We start from the raw sequence: 17,301 nt of genomic DNA, 5'->3' as shown, positions 1-17,301 counted from the left end.
ATTATAGGCATAAAAAAACTGCCTCAACCTAGATTGAGGCAGTTTTTATGATTGAATGCGACTTAAGCTTGATTAGTGAAGTAATCTTCGCTGAAGTTCATGATCAAGTCTGAACCTGCTTTGATTTTCGCTAAACGTGTATCTAATTCAGGCAAGATACGATCTACAAAGTATTGCGCTAATGCAATTTTGTTTTGGTAGAAATCACCAGATTTGTCTTTTGCCGCGGCTGCAATTTTTGCGAACATATAAGCAAAGCTGAGTAAACCAACAGCATGTAGGTAATCAACCGCAGCTGAGTTCGGGAACTCTGCATTTTCAGCTGCTTGTTCAATGATGAACTGGGTGATCGCTTCAATTTCAGTTGCAGCGTCAAGAGTTGCATCTTTAATGAAGTTTAAATCCGTATCTAGATCATTGGCAAAGTCACGGATCTCTGTGATGTATTCTGCGATGAATGCACCACCACATTTAATGGTTTTACGACCAATTAAATCTTGAGATTGAACGCCGTTGGTCCCTTCGTAAATTTGAGCAATACGAAGATCACGGATACATTGTTCCATGCCCCATTCACGGATATAACCGTGACCACCGAAGACCATTTGCGCATCTAAAGTCGCTTGGAAAGCAGTGTCAGTGAGGTAAGCTTTTGCGATTGGTGTTAAAAGTGCAACGCGGTCGTTGGCTTTCTTCACGGCTTCAGTATCAGTTGAGAATTTAGTGATGTCGAGCTGTTGACCAACATACACCGCAAATGCACGAGATGCTTCGTTGTTGGCACGGACATTGAGCAACATACGACGTACATCACCATGTACTAAAATGCTGTCTGCTGGTTTGTTTGGAGATTGAACGCCAGATGCGCTACGACCCTGTAAACGGTCAGTCGCGTATTGTGCCGCATTTTGATAAGCAAATTCAGAAGCACCTAGACCTTGGATACCCATTGATAAACGTTCGTAGTTCATCATTACGAACATTGCAGCAAGGCCTTCGTTTTCTTTACCCACGAGGTAGCCTTTGGCACCATCAAAGTTCATCACGCAAGTCGCAGATGCCTTGATTCCCATCTTGTGCTCGATTGAGCCTGGTCCAACAGGGTTACGCTCGCCCAAAGAACCATCTTCATTCACCAAGAATTTTGGTACGATAAATAACGAAATACCACGTGAACCCGCAGGTGCATTAGGGGTTTTTGCAAGTACCAAATGAATGATGTTTTCAGCGAGATCGTTGTCACCACCCGTGATGAAGATTTTCGTACCGGTAATGTTATACGTACCATCTTCATTCGGTTCAGCTTTAGTTTTGATAATCCCTAAATCTGTACCTGCATGTGGCTCGGTTAAGCACATCGTACCTGACCATTCACCCGAATAGATTTTAGGTAAATAGGTTTCTTTTTGCTCTTGTGATGCATAGCTGTTTAAAGCCATACCTGCACCCACAGAAAGAAGCGGGTAGAGCATGAATGATGGATTGGTTGCGAATAGCATTTCATCAGACAGTACAGTCAGCATTTTTGGCATGGCCTGACCGCCCCATTCTTCGTCTGCACCTAAGCCGATCCAGCCGCCTTCAGCGTATTGACGGAATGCTTCTTTAAAACCTGCTGGGGTGAAAACCTCACCATTTTCCCAACGTGCGCCTTCTTCATCACCCGTACGGTTTAACGGATGTGTCACGTTTTGGGCAAACTTCGCCATTTCTTCTAAAATTGCTTCAGCTGTTGCAGCATCTACATGAGCCAGGTTTTCATTCGCCTGCCAAAATTGTTCTGCTTTAAATACATCATTTAAGATGAATTTCATGTCTGCTAGAGGAGCATTGTAAATTGGCATAATCGTTCCTTTCTACGCACAGCGTCATGTGCAAAATGATCAAATAAAACGAACAAATAAATTGAATCGTATAAATTTAGCATTGATTAAACAAAAAAAGGACGGTCAAAACTGACCAGTCCTTTTTCTGTGATGAACGTTGCATCTCATTCTAAACTATGTTTAGAAAGCGAAGTGTTCCGCATCGAGTTCAAACAATGGCGCAACGCCAGTTGAAAGTACGTCTACATGCGAACGAACACGTGGCAAGATCTTCTTGAAGTAGAAGCGAGCAGTCGTCACTTTTGCATTGTAGAAGTCAACATCAGTTGTACCTTCAGCCAATTTCTCTTGCGCAACAAGTGCCATACGAGCCCATAAGTAAGCAAGCGTTACATAGCCAGAGAAGTAGAGGTAGTCAACCGCAGCTGCACCAACTTCATCAGGGTTTTGCATTGCACGCATACCAATTTGCATAGTGATATCGCCCCATTCTTTGTTTGCAGCAGCCAATGGCGCAACGAATTCTTGCATCGCAGCATTGTCTTTGTTTGCTTCAACAAATTTGTGGATGATCTTGGTGAAGTCTTTCAACATTGCACCTTGAGTTTGCAATACTTTACGACCTAACAAGTCAAGCGCTTGAATCTCGGTTGTTCCTTCGTATAGGCAAGCGATACGTGTATCACGTACGATTTGCTCCATACCGTGTTCAGAAATGAAGCCGTGACCACCAAAGACTTGTACACCGTGCTTCGCAGATTCAGAACCAGTTTCTGTTAAGAATGCTTTTGCAATTGGTGTTAACAAAGACAAGATGTTGTCAGCAAACTTACGCTCTTCTTCAGTTTCGCCTTTTTCAACGATGTCTGCATATTGAGCCAATAAGTAAACCAGCGCACGACCACCTTCAGCAAATGACTTTTGCGTTAAAAGCATGTTGCGAACAGCAGGGTGAACGATAATTGGGTCAGCTTCTTTTTCAGGTGCTTTAGGGCCAGAAAGCGAACGCATTGCTAAACGGTCTTTCGCATACGCCAAAGCGCCTTGGAAAGAAGATTCAGATGCAGATAAACCTTGAACCGCAGTACCGATACGTGCAGTGTTCATGAAGGTGAACATGCAGTTTAAGCCACGGTTTTCAGGGCCAATCAAGTAACCTTTTGCTTGGTCGAAGTTAATCACACAAGTCGCGTTACCATGGATACCCATTTTGTGTTCGATTGAACCACAACGTACGGCATTACGCTCACCGACAGAACCGTCAGCATTCACGTGGAATTTAGGTACGATGAATAATGAAATGCCTTTGGTACCTTTTGGCGCGCCCGGTAAACGTGCAAGTACGATATGGATGATGTTTTCAGCCATGTCGTGTTCACCAGCAGAGATAAAGATTTTCTCGCCAGAGATTGCATAGCTGCCATCAGCATTTGGTTCAGCTTTAGAACGGATGATACCTAAGTCAGAACCTGCATGAGATTCAGTCAAGCACATCGTACCTGTCCAAACACCTGAAACAAGGTTTGGCAAGTAAGTATTTTTTTGCTCATCAGAACCGTGGTGTTCTAAAGTACGCACAGCACCATGAGAAAGGCCAGGGTACATACCCCATGACCAGTTTGCAGTACCGACCATTTCAGAGATTGCGATCCCTAAAGAGTTTGGTAATGCCTGACCGCCAAACTCTTCATCAGCAGAAAGAGACGGGAAGCCAAGTTCGATATATTTTTGATACGCTTCTTTAAAGCCTGTCGGGGTAGTAACAACACCGTCGTTCCAAGTACAACCTTCACGGTCGCCCACTTGGTTTAAAGGAGAAAGTTCGTTCTCGCAGAAATCAGCCGCTGCTTCTAAGTATTGATCAACCAATTCACGGCTTACAGTGTCTTGAAATGCAGGAAGTTTTGCGTAATGTGCTTCAGCATTTAATAATTCGTGCAATACGAACTGCATATCACGTAAGGGTGCTTTGTATTGTGGCATAGCGGGTTCCTCAATACTGGTTAAACCAGAGTTATAATCTTAGTCAATGATAAATGTGCCCAAGAGCACCATTTTGTACCGCTAATCGTGCAACAAGTTATAGTTCGGTACAAGCTTTTGCAGGTCATTTCTTAGTGACTGCTAAGTCAAAGTTTGTTGGTCAACCTGCATAAGCGCTTAGATTGTAGGTGGTTTTCCAGCATTTGAGTGAAACTGTTCATGTAAAATCGTAAGCAGCTGTGTAAATGAAAAATCAATCATTTAACGCATAAAAAAAAGGCGCTTCGAAAGCGCCTGAGAGGAGAGGGTGATTATGTTGTTGGATTGGCTTGACGCTTGAATTGTGATTTGTCTGGTGTAAAACGAACTTCACAGGTACCTTCAATCACACGTTTATTCCATTGAACGTTCACGCGTTCTCCGATACGTTTACCTTGACATGCCTGTTCGATCTGAGCGCGTTGTGCCTGATGTTCCTGACGCATTTGTTCGCGTTGTTCTGAACGCTGTTCACGTTTCGCTTGCCATTCAGCACGCTGTTCTGGGGTAAGCGGTGCGCGTTGCATATTATGACGATGGTGGTCACGATTCATTGACTGTTCTGCTGGCGTGGTCGACTGACAGGCAGCCAAACCTAAAACAGAACCGAGTAAGGTGGTCATCAATACAATTTTTGTCTTGTTCATTGTTTTATCCAGCATAAGCAGTTGTGATTTGATGATTAAAGATTAGATAATAAAGATGAAGAAACAATGGAGAGTTTTTTTGAACCATGTTGGTTACAATCCATAAATAGAACACTATTGAGATTAAGCTTTTGAATGTTCGTCGTGTCCCTTTAGCCTTACGCCTGTTTTTAACGGTATTACTGACCACCTTACTGATCGCTACGATCAGCTTAGGTGTTTTGCACTGGACGATGCAAAAGAACTTTGCACGCTATGTGGCCGATGTCGAGATGCAAAAACTGGATCGGTTAATTGCCAACTTAGGCAATGTCTATACCGTTTATCATGATTGGGGCAATGCTATTCAGGCGCAGATCTTGCAAATCGAGGGAACCGCAGCGCCAGATGACTACGACCGGCTGTCTCAATGGTGGTTACGCCGTCAGTATGATATCGCTTTGCAGCAACGTTATTTTAATGACCATACTTTATTGAGTCTTTCGCCGACTTTGGCGCAAAATAATGTTGAGATGAGAAATCGTCAGATCTTTAATGATGAAGAACTCAAAATTCTAAAGCAGAATTTACCTTCCGAATATCAACCCTTTGAAGGGTTACGTTTTCCGCTCAGTCCAAGTCAGTTCCGTTTAAAGAAAGATGATAAAGAGGATAAACAGGAGCATAAATTAAATACGCCTGTTGAGCATGGTAAAAAGCGTTTTGTCTCAATTCCAGACCGTTTAGGTTTGAGTTCTCGTTTATCCTTATATGATGAAAATCAGCAGTTTATTGTTGGTGAACCCGCGACGGACCAAATCTCGTTCCGTCCGATTATTGTGGATGAACGGGTGGTAGGCTATCTGGGATTAAAACCTGTACTTGATCAGGATGATGCATCCAGTATTAACTTCTTTAGTAATCAAAAACGTTATTTGCTTTTAGTCTATGCATTAACCGTGCTATCTAGTTTGATTGCAGCACTGCTAATGGCGACCTATTTTAAAAAGCCGATTCAGCGCCTGTTAAAAGCAACGCTAGAATTAACACGGGGTAACTATCAGCATCAGGTTAAGATCAGACGTAATGATGAACTAGGTGATTTGTCTAATCAGATCAATCATTTGGCTGATATTTTGCACCATCATGAAGAATCACGCCGTCAATGGGTATCCGATACTTCACATGAGTTAAAAACACCATTGGCTGTGTTGCAGGCACAAATCGAAGCCATGCAGGATGGGATTCGTAAAGCCACACCTGAACACCTTGCGGCCATGATGCGTCAGGTCAGTAGTTTGAAAAAATTAACTCAAGATCTGGCAGATCTGGCTCAGGCCGATGCACAACAGTTGAAATGCTATTTTGCTGAAGTTAATCCGTGGGATGTAGTCCTGCAAGAAGTCGAAAATTTCAGATCAACCTTTGAGCAAAATCAGCTAGACGTCAGCTTGTCTGGTGAAGGGGCTTTACTCTCGTTAGATCGTGATCGTTTTAAACAGATTATTGTCAATTTACTGGGGAACTGTGTTCGTTATACTGAACAAGGTGGAAAAATACAGATTCATACTCAACAAAACGAGCAACAATGGATATTGTATGTAGATGACAGCCCATTGGGGATGAATGATGAGCAACTGGCCCGTCTGGGTGAACGTTTCTACCGTGTCGATGATTCACGTACACGTAGTACAGGCGGTACAGGATTAGGTTTGGCTTTATCATGTAAACTGGCACAAGCTTTAGGTGGTTCACTGACTTTCGATCATTCACCATTAGGTGGATTACGTTGTGTACTGACTTTCCCAAAACAAAATACGTAACTTTTAGATCCTCTCTGGTTGAGGATGATGGATAGGATGAAGACCATGAAACATATCATGTTGGTTGAAGATGAGGTTGAACTGGCACAGTTGGTTCGTGATTATTTAGAAGCTGCTGGTTTTGAAGTCAGTATGTTCCATGATGGTCAAGATGCTTTTACCCAGTTCCAGCAACGTAAACCAAGCTTGATGATTCTGGATTTGATGGTGCCGCGTATGGACGGTTTAACCATCTGTCGTAAAGTACGTGAGCAGTCTGATCTGCCGATTATTATGGTGACAGCACGTACTGAAGAAATTGACCGTGTTTTAGGTTTGAATATGGGAGCAGATGACTATATCTGTAAGCCTTTTAGTCCTAAAGAACTGGTTGCCCGTGTCCAAGCTGTTTTGCGCCGTTTAGAACGTAAAGCAGAGCCTGAGCAAAACGATTTATTCCGTATCGATAAAGCACAACAACGGATTTGGTATCAACAAAAAGCATTGACCTTGACACCAACCGAATTCCGTTTATTGGAGCTGTTTTTAGAACATCTTGGACAGGTTTATTCACGTGCACAGTTACTCGATCATATCAATCCAGACAGCTTTGATGTGGCAGACCGTGTGATTGATAGCCATATTAAAAACCTGCGTCGTAAGATTTCAGAGGCGGCTGATACGGGTAATCGTCATGAATGGATTCAAGCGGTGTATGGCGTGGGTTATCGTTTTGAATATCCAGATGAGTAATCAGCTTTAATTGATCTGTGGTGGCTCATACCCAAGAAAATATGGAACAGTTTCTATAGATAAACTCGTCTCTTTTCCTTCGTATAGAGAGGCTGATATGAGATGAGTTTTGATGAGGATAAAGGGTAGAGCACTGCAAAAACTTTTATCCTGTGGCTACCCCTTGCACCGCTACAACGCCTTGCACTGCTATAGTCGCAGTTCATATCCAAGAAAATATGGAACAGTTTCTATAGATAAACTCGTCTCTTTTCCTTCGTATAGAGAAGCTGACATGAGATGAGTTTTGATGATGATAAAGGGTAGAGCACAGCAAAAACTTTTATCCTGTGGATAACCACAGCGTTATCCACAGAAAATGTGGATAGTTTCTTAAAGGTTTTGTAGAAATTATCTTCTTTTCTAGTTTTAAGTGAACCCTCACTGGATTCTGTGCTAAATAAGATTACATTACTTTACAATCACTTGTGGTGAGCTAGATTGCGGTAATAAGATTATTCCTGGATGAGAAACTTATCCCCTGAATAAGCATTGTTCGGTTTGATCACCGCCTTTATCCGCAAACTCGCCTGAGCGTTGCCCCATTATGGGTGAATGATAATGGGCGTATGATCAGTAACCAGTTGCCATATTTCATCTATATCCGAGTTGGTCACTGCAATACAGCCTAAGGTCCAGTCTTTGCGTGGCATATAGCGCGCACTTGCAGGAAATGAGGTGGCACGTGTCGGAACCGTACCATGAATCATGACATCGCCACCCGCAGAACGATTGTGCTGTTGGGCATAGCTTGTATCAGTTTTATTGGGGTAGGAGATGTGCAAAGATTTATAATAAGCGCTTTGTGGATTGCGCCAATCAATAGAATAAGTTCCTTCAGGCGTTTTGCCATCACCTTCAAACTGTTTATGTCCGATCGGATCAAAGCCCAAACGCATCGGATAGCTGCGAATGACTTCCTGTTGATGTTTTAATTGCAAAATACGCTGACTCTTAAAGACTTCAATTGAGGTCACGGGTTTACTTTGTTTGAGCTGCTGTATTTCTTTGGTTGAAAGCGGCGTATGTGTTGCTGTAAATGTTGGGATGAACTTGCCATACTGATAAAAGGCCAGTGCCAATAAAATGATTAAAACAACACATCCAGCAATCAATCCAGTTTTCATTATTTTCTTCTTTTAAAATAAGTAACTCACTTGAGCCGCAATCGCGACCCAAGTGAATCATAACGACTCAAAATTAAGATGAACAGCTCACCATTACCTCTGGTACATCACTGGGTAAAGGTGCCGTATCTGCTTCGGTTTCCAGATCAGGCTGTTTTTGGTAGGGCTGATTCAACAGCTTAAATAAACGATCAACTTCACTAAAATCACCACGTTCAGCCTGTTCAATGGCTTTCTGCGCCATATGATTGCGCAGGATATATTGTGGATTGATCTGTTGCATCTGCTGGTCTAATTCATCGGTATCCTGATGTTGACGGATATTCTGGTAATGCGTCAGGAAATCATCGAATTGCTGGACATGAATACAGTCATCTCTTAAAGCTTTGTAATCTTGTTGTTGTAGACGAATAAAGCTTTGAGTGTAATCCAGTTGCTCGGTTTGCAAAATTCTCAAGAAGGCAAAGCTGCAATCCAGACTGTCTTTATGGAAATGCGGTAATCCCATCTTTTGACATAAGCCCTGACCATAATGTTGCAAAAAGGTGGGTTCAAATTTTTCTAGGCAAGTTGCCAGATCCAGTTTGAACTGTTCTTTGTCTTCGGCCGATGCTAATGGAATCAGATTGTTCAGCCATGTCCAAAGATTCCAGTGTCCAATACTTGGCTGGTTCTGATAAGTATAACGCCCCTGATAATCGGAATGGTTGTTAATCCAATTCGGGCGGAAACGCTCCATAAACCCGTAAGGACCAAAGTCCAGTGTTGAACCTGTAATATTAAGATTATCGGTATTCATGACCCCATGCGCAAAACCCACCAGTTGCCATTTGGAAATCATGATGGCTGTGCGCTCAATCACGGCTTCAGCAAACGCTAGAATTGGATTTTCAGCTTCAAGACATTCTGGATAATGCCATTCGATACATTTTTGCGTGAATTCAGCCAAGAGTTCAGGCGAGTATTGATTGATCCATTCAAAATGTCCCAAACGAATATGACATTCAGACGTGCGCAATAACATTGCACCCAGCTCTAGGGTTTCCCGTTGTACGCCCTGAGTTGAGCTGGTAAAACCGACTGCGTGACTTGATGCAACGCCCAAAGCATTTAACGCATGTCCAGCGAGATATTCACGAATTACCGAACGCAGCACAGCACGACCATCGCCCATACGTGAGTAGGGAGTAGAGCCTGCACCTTTCAGATGTAGATCAATTGTTTCGCCGTGTTTATTCAGGATTTGTCCGATGAGCAAACCTCGACCATCACCGAGTTGTCCTGCCCATTGTCCAAACTGATGGCCTGCATAGACCATGGCAAGCGGTGGAAATTCAGCAAAGGTTTTTTGTCCACTACAGATTTCAACCCAGTTGGCTTTATCTTCTTCACTCCACTGCAACTCATTCGCTAAGGCTTCATTGAAATGGCCTGCTTTGGCGCCACGCAACGGACTTGGCTGTTGCTGATGATAAAGCTTTGGATTTAAAGAATCATAGCGAGAATTGAATTGCATAACTGAAACATCATGGTGAGCTGAATCATGACTATAGCAAATTAACGGATGCAGTGGGGAAGGGTAAAACGCAAGGATGAAACAGTAGATATAAAAAATGGCCTCGATTTGAGACCATTTTTAATGGGTATTCTGTTATTCAGAAACCGGCGCTTTTTTGATGTTACGCATTAAGGTTTCTAAACATTCACGGTGATGACTTAAACGGTGTTCAAGTAACTGGAAATCAACTTTTAGCTTGTGATCCATTTGATGAATTTTTTCAGCCATTGCTGCTTTCTTGGCATGAAGCTCTTGTTCTTTCAGCTTCGCCCAATCATTTAAGGTATGAGTAAATGCTTCGTATTCTTGTGCAATACGTTGCTTCATTTGCACGATGTCAGTATTGACATCATGACCATAAATCGCAAGATCGCGTTCAGCATATTTAAACTTCATCGCAAGCTCAGCTTTTTTGATATTAAAGCTTGGAATACGACGTAAATTTTTAGCTAAACCAAGTTTTGAGCTGGTCCAGATTAACCATTTGGTTGGATCATATTGCCACCATTTCACGCCATTACGGTAATCGTACTGGAAGATGTGATGATAGTTATGATAACCCTCACCCCAAGTAAAAATAGCTAAGACAAAGTTGTCACGTGCTGTATTTTCATCGGTATAAGGACGTTTGCCCCACATGTGGCAAAGCGAGTTAATAAAGAAGGTGACGTGGTGGCTAATGATTAAACGTAATAAACCACCCAGTAAAATCACGCCCCAGATATCGCCAGTTGCCCAACCGATTAAGCCTAATACACCGACATGAACTGCGATGACCATTGGCACATAATATTTATGCTGGAACATCACTAATTTGTCATTGAGCAAATCAGGTGCATTTTTAAAGTCAGGTTCAGATGGCGAATGATCGCGAATCATCCAGCCTAAGTGCGCGTACCAAAAACCACGTTTAATTGAATACGGGTCTTGATCCACATCATCGACATGGCGGTGATGGGTACGGTGACCTGAAGCCCAGAACAAAATACTGTTTTGGACAGCAAAGGTACCACCAATCATCAATAAAATTTTAAGTGGTAAAGCTGCTTCATAAGCACGATGTGCCCAAAGACGGTGATAACCTGCTGTAATTCCTAGGCTACTGAGCGCCAAAAGGAAGATCATGCTCACCCAAGCACTTACACTAAAATCATAATAATAAGCGTATAAAGGGATTAAAATAGCGGCAAGAATTGGTGTGCCAATTAAGGTAATGCTAGCAGTCCAGTTAATGGGTGCCTTTTTTTTGAGTGGGGCGGAAGTCATATCCGTCAGCGCTCCTAAAAACCTTGTTTGTACAAGATAATAAAACTAAACGAGATAGCAAAACCAATCATGACGATATATTGCTATTTTATCACTGATATTAGCATGTCCAAATCGATTAGCACTAGTATTATTGTACAGTTGTATCGAAAGAACAGTAACAGAATTCATTTGTAAATTTGATCAATGAATTAAAAGGTGAAATAAATCAATGTCTGAGCAAAATACCATGAAAAATCCTATTTTTTCTTTGAAGGCATTTTTTAACAAAACTTTAATATTCTCTGCTGCTGTCATGCTTGCAGCCTGCCAAAGCCAACCCCAGCCGGCGCAAAAGAATACCTTGCAGCCGAAACGGGTGACACAGCCGCCCGCCATGCAAGTACGTAAAAGTACCGATGGTGTGCAAGATGTGGATTGGCAAATTACCACCATTCAAGGCAAGCGAGCTTTGTTCTTTAACCAGTATCCGGGTTTTCAGCTCAATTCCATTTCAAAGATGGTGTCAGGGCATACGGGCTGCAACAATATTTATGGTCGTTATAAATATGATTTCACCCAGCGTAAACTGGATTTTGATGTGATGGCACAGCATCAAAGCTGTAACCGCGCTTTAGCGCAAGAGGCGGATTTGATGGATGCGATTCAACGAGTTGAGCGCTTCCAGCTAGATGGCGCAAACCTATATTTGTTAGATGCAAAAGGGCAGCGTTTGATTCAGGCCCAGCGTAAGAAATAAAAGAAAAGGCGGAATTTATTCCGCCTTTTGTTATTTTAAATGTTGCAACATGGTACTTGGAACATCAGTAATTAAACCTTGAATACCCAGCTGCTGCAGATGCTTGGCACGTTCAACCTCATTTACCGTCCAGACACTGATTGCAAGATTTGCCTGTTGAGTCCGTTGAATAATTTCATCGGTTGCTAGAGCATCTCCCCAACCAATTTGACAACAGTCATATTGCTGGGCAAGTTCAATCGCATATTCCCCAATTGGAATTTCAACCAGTAGTCCACGCTTAAAATGGCTGTGATGACGCTGTAAGGCAGCTAAAATTTTGACATCAAAACTGGTAATGGTTGCGCTTTGCTCAAAATCTTTTAAATCTTGATGAAGTTGATAGACCAAGCGTTCAGCCGCTGCATCGTCTGTAACCGCCTTGATTTCAACTTCAATATGCTCAAAGTCCGTTAAGCACTCAAGGACATGGGGAAGACTAGGCGTATATTCTTCAAAGGCCCATGCCTGCCATTGATGACGATGATCGAATTGCTGCGCTTCTAATAAATTACAGCTTTCAACCTGTTGTGAACGGCCTGCAGTGCGAACAAAGTCATCATCATGGATCACGACCAATTGATCATCTTTCAATTGGCGTACATCAAACTCGACTGCACGTACGCCTAAATCATGCAGATAACGAAAGCCACCTAACGTATTTTCAGGGGCTTCACCACGCGCACCACGATGACCAATAATTCGCATTTGTCTCTGCCTTTATTGAAAAGTTATGCTTGATCAATACTGTCGTTAATATTCTTTTGCCATAGCACTTCGCTACCACCTTCGGCGCGTTGAAGAGCGCGTGAGGCAACGAATAACCAGTCGGATAAGCGATTCAATAATTGTAGTGCAGTCGCTTGAATATTTTGGTCGCGATTATGTACTGACAATAAAGCACGTTCTGCACGACGGCAGACAGCGCGGGCTTGATGGGCATAGCTACAAGCCAAAGTACCTGATGGTAAAATGAAGTCTTTTAACATCGGTAAAGATTCATTCATGTGGTCGATTTCTTTTTCCAGAAAGTCGATACATACAGGTTGAAGCAGGTGATAATTTGGAATACAGACTTCGCCACCTAGATCGAACAACCAATGTTGAATCAGGCTTAAACTTTTATCCCAGTGTGCTTTATTTTCAACTTGGCTGGCACTGATTTGTGCGCGAAGCACACCAATGGTTGCATTGAGTTCATCGACATCACCCAAAGCTGCGATGCGTAAATCATCTTTGGCAACACGTGAACCATCTCCGAGACCTGTGGTGCCTGAGTCGCCTGTACGTGTATAGATTTTACTTAAACGATGTCCCATAGTTCTGTTTCTCTGATCCTGAAAATAAAAAGGGGATAATGTCGGTCAGAACATTACCCCGAAACTGGAGTTAAGAAAATGTTTTTATTATTTTAGCGCACGATTAATAACGGAATGTGACACCCGCAGAAGCTAAGCGACCACCGTTGATGTAGTAACTACCGCTCCCATATGCAGTACGATATTTTGAATCGCCTACATTTTGGATATTGGCAAAGATATCTACATTTTTATTCACTTTGTATTGTCCATGCATATCTACACGGAAGTGCCCAGGGATTTGAGCATTATCAAACGCACTGTTGTCATAATCACCATTCGCAAGCATTGTGGTCGAGAAGGTATATTGTTCATCTGTCCAACCAGCAGTCAACGCAATATTTTGACGAGGGCGACGACTTAGATCTTCATCATTTTTCTTGTCTTTAGCGCGAACATAGTTATAGCTTAAATTAGTAAACAGGTTTTCACCTTGCCATTTTACATACAGCTCACTACCTTCCATTTTAGCTTTTTCAAGGTTTCTCATTTGATTCAGAACGCCATCAAAATCAATAAGATTATCTACTTCTGTTGTATAAAGAGATAAACCCGTTGAAATGTTGTAAGCCAATTTTTGATCTAGACCGATCTCATATGAAAAGCTTTCTTCTGGTTTAAGGTCAGGGTTACCGCCATAAGCGTACATATCGTTGAGTGTTGGTGCCTTAAAGGCTGAACCAATATTTGCATAAATACTGGTTAGAGGTAGTACTTGGTAACGAACAGAGCCTTGAGCAACGGTATGGGTACCAAATTTTTCATTGTCTTCAACACGGACTCCGACTTGGGTATTTAACCCAGCTTGGTCATATTTGTGCTGAATATAATATCCTGTTGAATCAATATCTTCTTGGTATGGCGTACCGTATGAAAGCACATCCCCATCAATATTTCGGTGTGTAACACCAACTAATAGCTGTTGATTCGCTGTAAAACCCCATTGACCATAGATTTCAGATTCTTGCGTTTTACTATGAATGAAATCTGTTGAATTATTTTGTTCTATTTCATCTTTGAATTGAGAGAAACGGGCATGTAAGGCTAAATTCTCAAGAATATTCAAACGACCTTTGATATTTATGATCTCATTTTTGAAGTCTTGAGAAACAAGGCTTCCATAATTGTCATAATCGCTATAACCCTGATTCTCGCTATAATCAACCGAAGCAGCGTACTGTTCTTTATCTACGCCAATTTTTGCACTATAACCTTTCTGGTCATATGAGGCATCTATTGCATTTTTTACTTCTTTTACTGGAGTGCCGTCAGTTTCTAGACGTTGCCCACGAATTTGTGCATAGAAACCATTTTCAGCCAAGTCTGCACCAACTACCGCTTTATAGGTTTTGTTTTCACCGATTTCACCGGTTACAAAAGCTGAAGTTTTTTCAGGTGTTTTTGAAATCAGTTGAACCACACCAGAGATTGCATCCGTACCATATAAAACAGAGGCTGGGCCTTTTAATACCTCAATCTGTTTAATATCTGTTGTATCAATAAATGATAAAGACGCTGTGCCAGAAGTCGCTGAATTCAGACGTACACCATCTCTTAAAACCAATGTCTGGTTTGAATTACCACCACGTAAGAAAATAGACGCGGTTTGTCCATAGCCACCGCTTTGTACCATATTGATTGAAGCATCGGTTTCTAATAATTGTGGTAAAGAGGCAATCGGAGACTGCTCAAGAATTTTAGGTTCAATAATATTGATACGTGCAGGAACTTCACTAATTTTCTGTTCACTACGAGATGCGGTCACAACGATTGTATCGAGCGTTGCAGTTTTATCTGTTGATTGATTTTGAGCAAAAGCTGGTGAAGTAAACCCCATCGCAATAGCGATAGCCCCAACTAAACGAGTTGGTTGAAAAGCAGTAGACATGCGCACTCCAGACATTCACCCGTCGTGAATGATAATGTGGAAATAAACAACAAGCAGGTCTCCGGACTTCACTATAATCATCAAACAAATGATATTACTCATCATCTTCCCACATCATACCGATGCAGTGATTTGGCGTTGAGCTGAGATGAGTGATTCGGTGTTACCGTTGCGAGGGCAGTGCTGGAATTTCACCAACTTCCCTATAAGCAAAAGAATTTGCTTTAGACTTGTTGCAAGATTACGCAAAGTATAAAGTGTTAACGTTTTTTAAACAATTGCATTTCAGAATGAACTTTGCACAAAGTCAGTCAAATTGCATTACAATGCGAGAGCTTCAAAAATATTCAGATTAAATTGGACAGCTCATGCGCCAAAGCCAAATGCGAACTCGCGCCAAGATTTGTGGAATTACCCGAGTACAAGATATTCACGCCGTTGTACAATCTGGTGCAGATGCGATCGGCTTTGTATTTTTTCCGCCAAGTCCACGAAATGTCAGCATTGAACAAGCACAAATATTAGCAAAGCAAGTGCCGCCTTATGTACAACTGGTCGGCTTATTTGTGAATGCGACTGTTGAAGACATTCAAACGGTGCTTGATTCAGTTCCTTTGGATGTATTACAACTACATGGCGATGAAACGCCAGAACAATGTCAATCAATTGCAACGCAATGCAAACGTCGCTGGTATAAAGCCATTCAGGTCAAACCTGATCTGGATATTGTCGCTGAAATCCAGCGCTATCAAGCAGCAGGTGCCAGTGCAGTTTTATTAGATGCATGGCATCCTGAGCTAAAAGGTGGGACAGGGCACAGTTTTGACTGGACGCAATTTCCCCAACTTGAAATTCCACTCATCTTGGCTGGGGGATTAACCCCTGAAAATGTCAGTGAAGCTATTGATACCACAGCAGCTTTTGCTGTGGATGTCAGCGGAGGCGTCGAGTCCGCAAAAGGTATAAAAGACCAACAACTCATTGAAAAATTTATGCAAGGAGTCCAACGTGGATCAGCAAAACTCTAATCAAGAAAATCAGGTTATTGATTACACCCAGTTTCCAGATGCGCAAGGGCATTTCGGTATTCATGGTGGACGTTTTGTATCAGAAACGCTGATGGCTGCACTTGAAGACCTCGAAAGTCTTTATGGTCGTATGAAGAATGATGCTCAATTCTTGGCAGAGTTTGATCGTGATCTTGCGTTCTATGTTGGTCGTCCTAGTCCGCTTTATCACGCTGAGCGATGGTCTCAGCACCTCGGTGGTGCGCAAATTTATCTGAAACGTGAAGATTTGAACCATACGGGTTCGCACAAGGTCAATAACACGATTGGTCAGGCGTTATTGGCAAAGCTTTCAGGTAAGAAGCGCATTATCGCGGAAACAGGGGCTGGTCAACACGGTGTGGCGACGGCAACCATTGCAGCACGTCTGGGTATGGAATGTGTGGTGTACATGGGCGCTGAAGACGTGAAACGTCAAGCGATGAATGTCTACCGTATGCGTTTGTTGGGCGCAACGGTCGTGCCCGTACAAAGCGGTTCTAAAACTTTAAAAGATGCCATGAACGAGGCAATGCGTGACTGGGTTACTAATGTCGACAGTACTTATTATGTGATTGGTACTGTGGCTGGCCCACATCCATATCCGCAACTTGTTCGTGATTTCCAGTCGATTATTGGTCGTGAAGCACGTCGTCAAATCCAAGAACAAGCAGGGCGTTTGCCAGATGCTTTGGTCGCTTGTGTGGGCGGTGGTTCAAATGCAATGGGCTTGTTCTATCCATTCCTGAATGATCAAGATGTGAAAATGTACGGTGTTGAAGCCGCAGGTTATGGTATTGAAACAGGTAAACACTCAGCGCCTTTGAATGCAGGTCATGTGGGTGTGTTACATGGTAACCGTACTTATTTGATGTCGGATGAGCAAGGTCAGATCATCGAAACTCACAGTATTTCAGCTGGTTTGGACTACCCAGGTGTAGGCCCAGAGCATAGTTTCCTGAAAGACATGAACCGTGTGGAATATGTGCCAATCAATGATGATGAAGCACTACAAGGTTTCCGTGATCTCACCAAGATTGAAGGCATTATCCCTGCTCTTGAAAGTTCACATGCGATGGCTTACGTCACTAAACTTGCACCGACCATGTCGAAAGATCAAATCATTATTGCGACAGTTTCAGGCCGTGGTGATAAAGACTTGATGACCGTTGCGCGTATTGATGGTGTTGAAATGGTCGAGATGTAAGCTGC

14 protein-coding genes and 1 riboswitch are annotated in these 17,301 nt (G+C 42.5%); of the genes, 5 read left to right on the top strand and 9 right to left on the bottom strand.

Features of this window, described 5'->3' with window-relative positions; genetic code table 11:
- Positions 1–62: 62 nt before the first annotated feature.
- The 3 genes from AWW72_RS00810 to AWW72_RS00800 form a co-directional block, all read right to left on the bottom strand.
- Entirely contained in the window at positions 63–1,844 is a 1,782-nt protein-coding gene (locus AWW72_RS00810; protein ID WP_062846131.1) for an acyl-CoA dehydrogenase C-terminal domain-containing protein, read from the bottom strand.
- 162 nt (positions 1,845–2,006) lie between these two features.
- Entirely contained in the window at positions 2,007–3,809 is a 1,803-nt protein-coding gene (locus tag AWW72_RS00805) for an acyl-CoA dehydrogenase C-terminal domain-containing protein (protein WP_004775488.1), read from the bottom strand.
- Positions 3,810–4,120: 311 nt separating this feature from the next.
- Positions 4,121–4,495, bottom strand: a complete 375-nt coding sequence (locus AWW72_RS00800; protein ID WP_005259465.1) for a hypothetical protein — start codon at positions 4,493–4,495, stop codon at positions 4,121–4,123.
- A gap of 131 nt (positions 4,496–4,626) precedes the next feature.
- Here AWW72_RS00800 and baeS point away from each other — a divergent pair, with 131 nt between their 5' ends.
- Together baeS and AWW72_RS00790 are read left to right on the top strand one after the other, a co-directional pair.
- On the top strand, positions 4,627–6,297 hold the full coding sequence (baeS, locus tag AWW72_RS00795; RefSeq protein WP_062846130.1) for a sensor histidine kinase efflux regulator BaeS: 1,671 nt from the start codon (positions 4,627–4,629) through the stop codon (positions 6,295–6,297).
- Between the two features lie 45 nt (positions 6,298–6,342).
- Complete coding sequence (locus AWW72_RS00790; protein ID WP_004775485.1) at positions 6,343–7,029, top strand: response regulator; 687 nt, start codon at positions 6,343–6,345, stop codon at positions 7,027–7,029.
- A gap of 584 nt (positions 7,030–7,613) precedes the next feature.
- Here the strand turns inward: AWW72_RS00790 and AWW72_RS00785 are convergent.
- The 3 genes from AWW72_RS00785 to AWW72_RS00775 form a co-directional block, all read right to left on the bottom strand.
- Positions 7,614–8,195 (bottom strand): L,D-transpeptidase family protein, encoded by a 582-nt coding sequence (locus AWW72_RS00785; RefSeq protein ID WP_062846129.1) that lies wholly within the window; start codon positions 8,193–8,195, stop codon positions 7,614–7,616.
- A gap of 73 nt (positions 8,196–8,268) precedes the next feature.
- Positions 8,269–9,711 carry a protein adenylyltransferase SelO gene (locus tag AWW72_RS00780; protein WP_062846128.1) on the bottom strand — a complete coding sequence of 481 codons (1,443 nt, stop codon included), beginning with the start codon at positions 9,709–9,711 and terminating at the stop codon, positions 8,269–8,271.
- A gap of 135 nt (positions 9,712–9,846) precedes the next feature.
- Positions 9,847–11,019 carry an acyl-CoA desaturase gene (locus tag AWW72_RS00775; protein ID WP_004775465.1) on the bottom strand — a complete coding sequence of 391 codons (1,173 nt, stop codon included), beginning with the start codon at positions 11,017–11,019 and terminating at the stop codon, positions 9,847–9,849.
- Between the two features lie 211 nt (positions 11,020–11,230).
- Here AWW72_RS00775 and AWW72_RS00770 point away from each other — a divergent pair, with 211 nt between their 5' ends.
- Positions 11,231–11,758 (top strand): META domain-containing protein, encoded by a 528-nt coding sequence (locus AWW72_RS00770; RefSeq protein ID WP_062846127.1) that lies wholly within the window; start codon positions 11,231–11,233, stop codon positions 11,756–11,758.
- A 30-nt stretch (positions 11,759–11,788) separates the two neighbouring features.
- Here the strand turns inward: AWW72_RS00770 and AWW72_RS00765 are convergent, their stop codons facing one another.
- From AWW72_RS00765 to AWW72_RS00755, 3 genes are all read right to left on the bottom strand, one after another.
- The gene (locus AWW72_RS00765; RefSeq protein WP_062846126.1) at positions 11,789–12,505 is read right to left on the bottom strand and encodes a glycerophosphodiester phosphodiesterase; all 717 of its coding nucleotides are present in this window, start codon (positions 12,503–12,505) and stop codon (positions 11,789–11,791) included.
- A gap of 23 nt (positions 12,506–12,528) precedes the next feature.
- Positions 12,529–13,116: a cob(I)yrinic acid a,c-diamide adenosyltransferase gene (locus AWW72_RS00760; RefSeq protein ID WP_005259460.1), complete on the bottom strand. Its 588-nt coding sequence runs from the start codon at positions 13,114–13,116 to the stop codon at positions 12,529–12,531.
- A 103-nt stretch (positions 13,117–13,219) separates the two neighbouring features.
- Positions 13,220–15,043 (bottom strand): TonB-dependent receptor plug domain-containing protein, encoded by a 1,824-nt coding sequence (locus tag AWW72_RS00755; protein WP_062846125.1) that lies wholly within the window; start codon positions 15,041–15,043, stop codon positions 13,220–13,222.
- A gap of 35 nt (positions 15,044–15,078) precedes the next feature.
- Positions 15,079–15,292: riboswitch (cobalamin riboswitch) on the bottom strand.
- 119 nt (positions 15,293–15,411) lie between these two features.
- Here AWW72_RS00755 and AWW72_RS00750 point away from each other — a divergent pair.
- On the top strand, positions 15,412–16,071 hold the full coding sequence (locus AWW72_RS00750) for a phosphoribosylanthranilate isomerase (protein WP_062846124.1): 660 nt from the start codon (positions 15,412–15,414) through the stop codon (positions 16,069–16,071).
- Positions 16,052–17,296, top strand: coding sequence for a tryptophan synthase subunit beta (gene trpB, locus AWW72_RS00745; RefSeq protein WP_004775454.1), 1,245 nt, complete (start codon positions 16,052–16,054; stop codon positions 17,294–17,296). The genes AWW72_RS00750 and trpB overlap by 20 nt, the downstream gene beginning before the upstream one ends.
- Positions 17,297–17,301: the final 5 nt, after the last annotated feature.

Source organism: Acinetobacter sp. NRRL B-65365, assembly GCF_001605865.1.
Lineage (GTDB): Bacteria > Pseudomonadota > Gammaproteobacteria > Pseudomonadales > Moraxellaceae > Acinetobacter > Acinetobacter vivianii.
The sequence above is the reverse complement of the archived record's forward strand: the minus strand, read 5'-3'. Positions and strand labels throughout refer to the sequence as shown.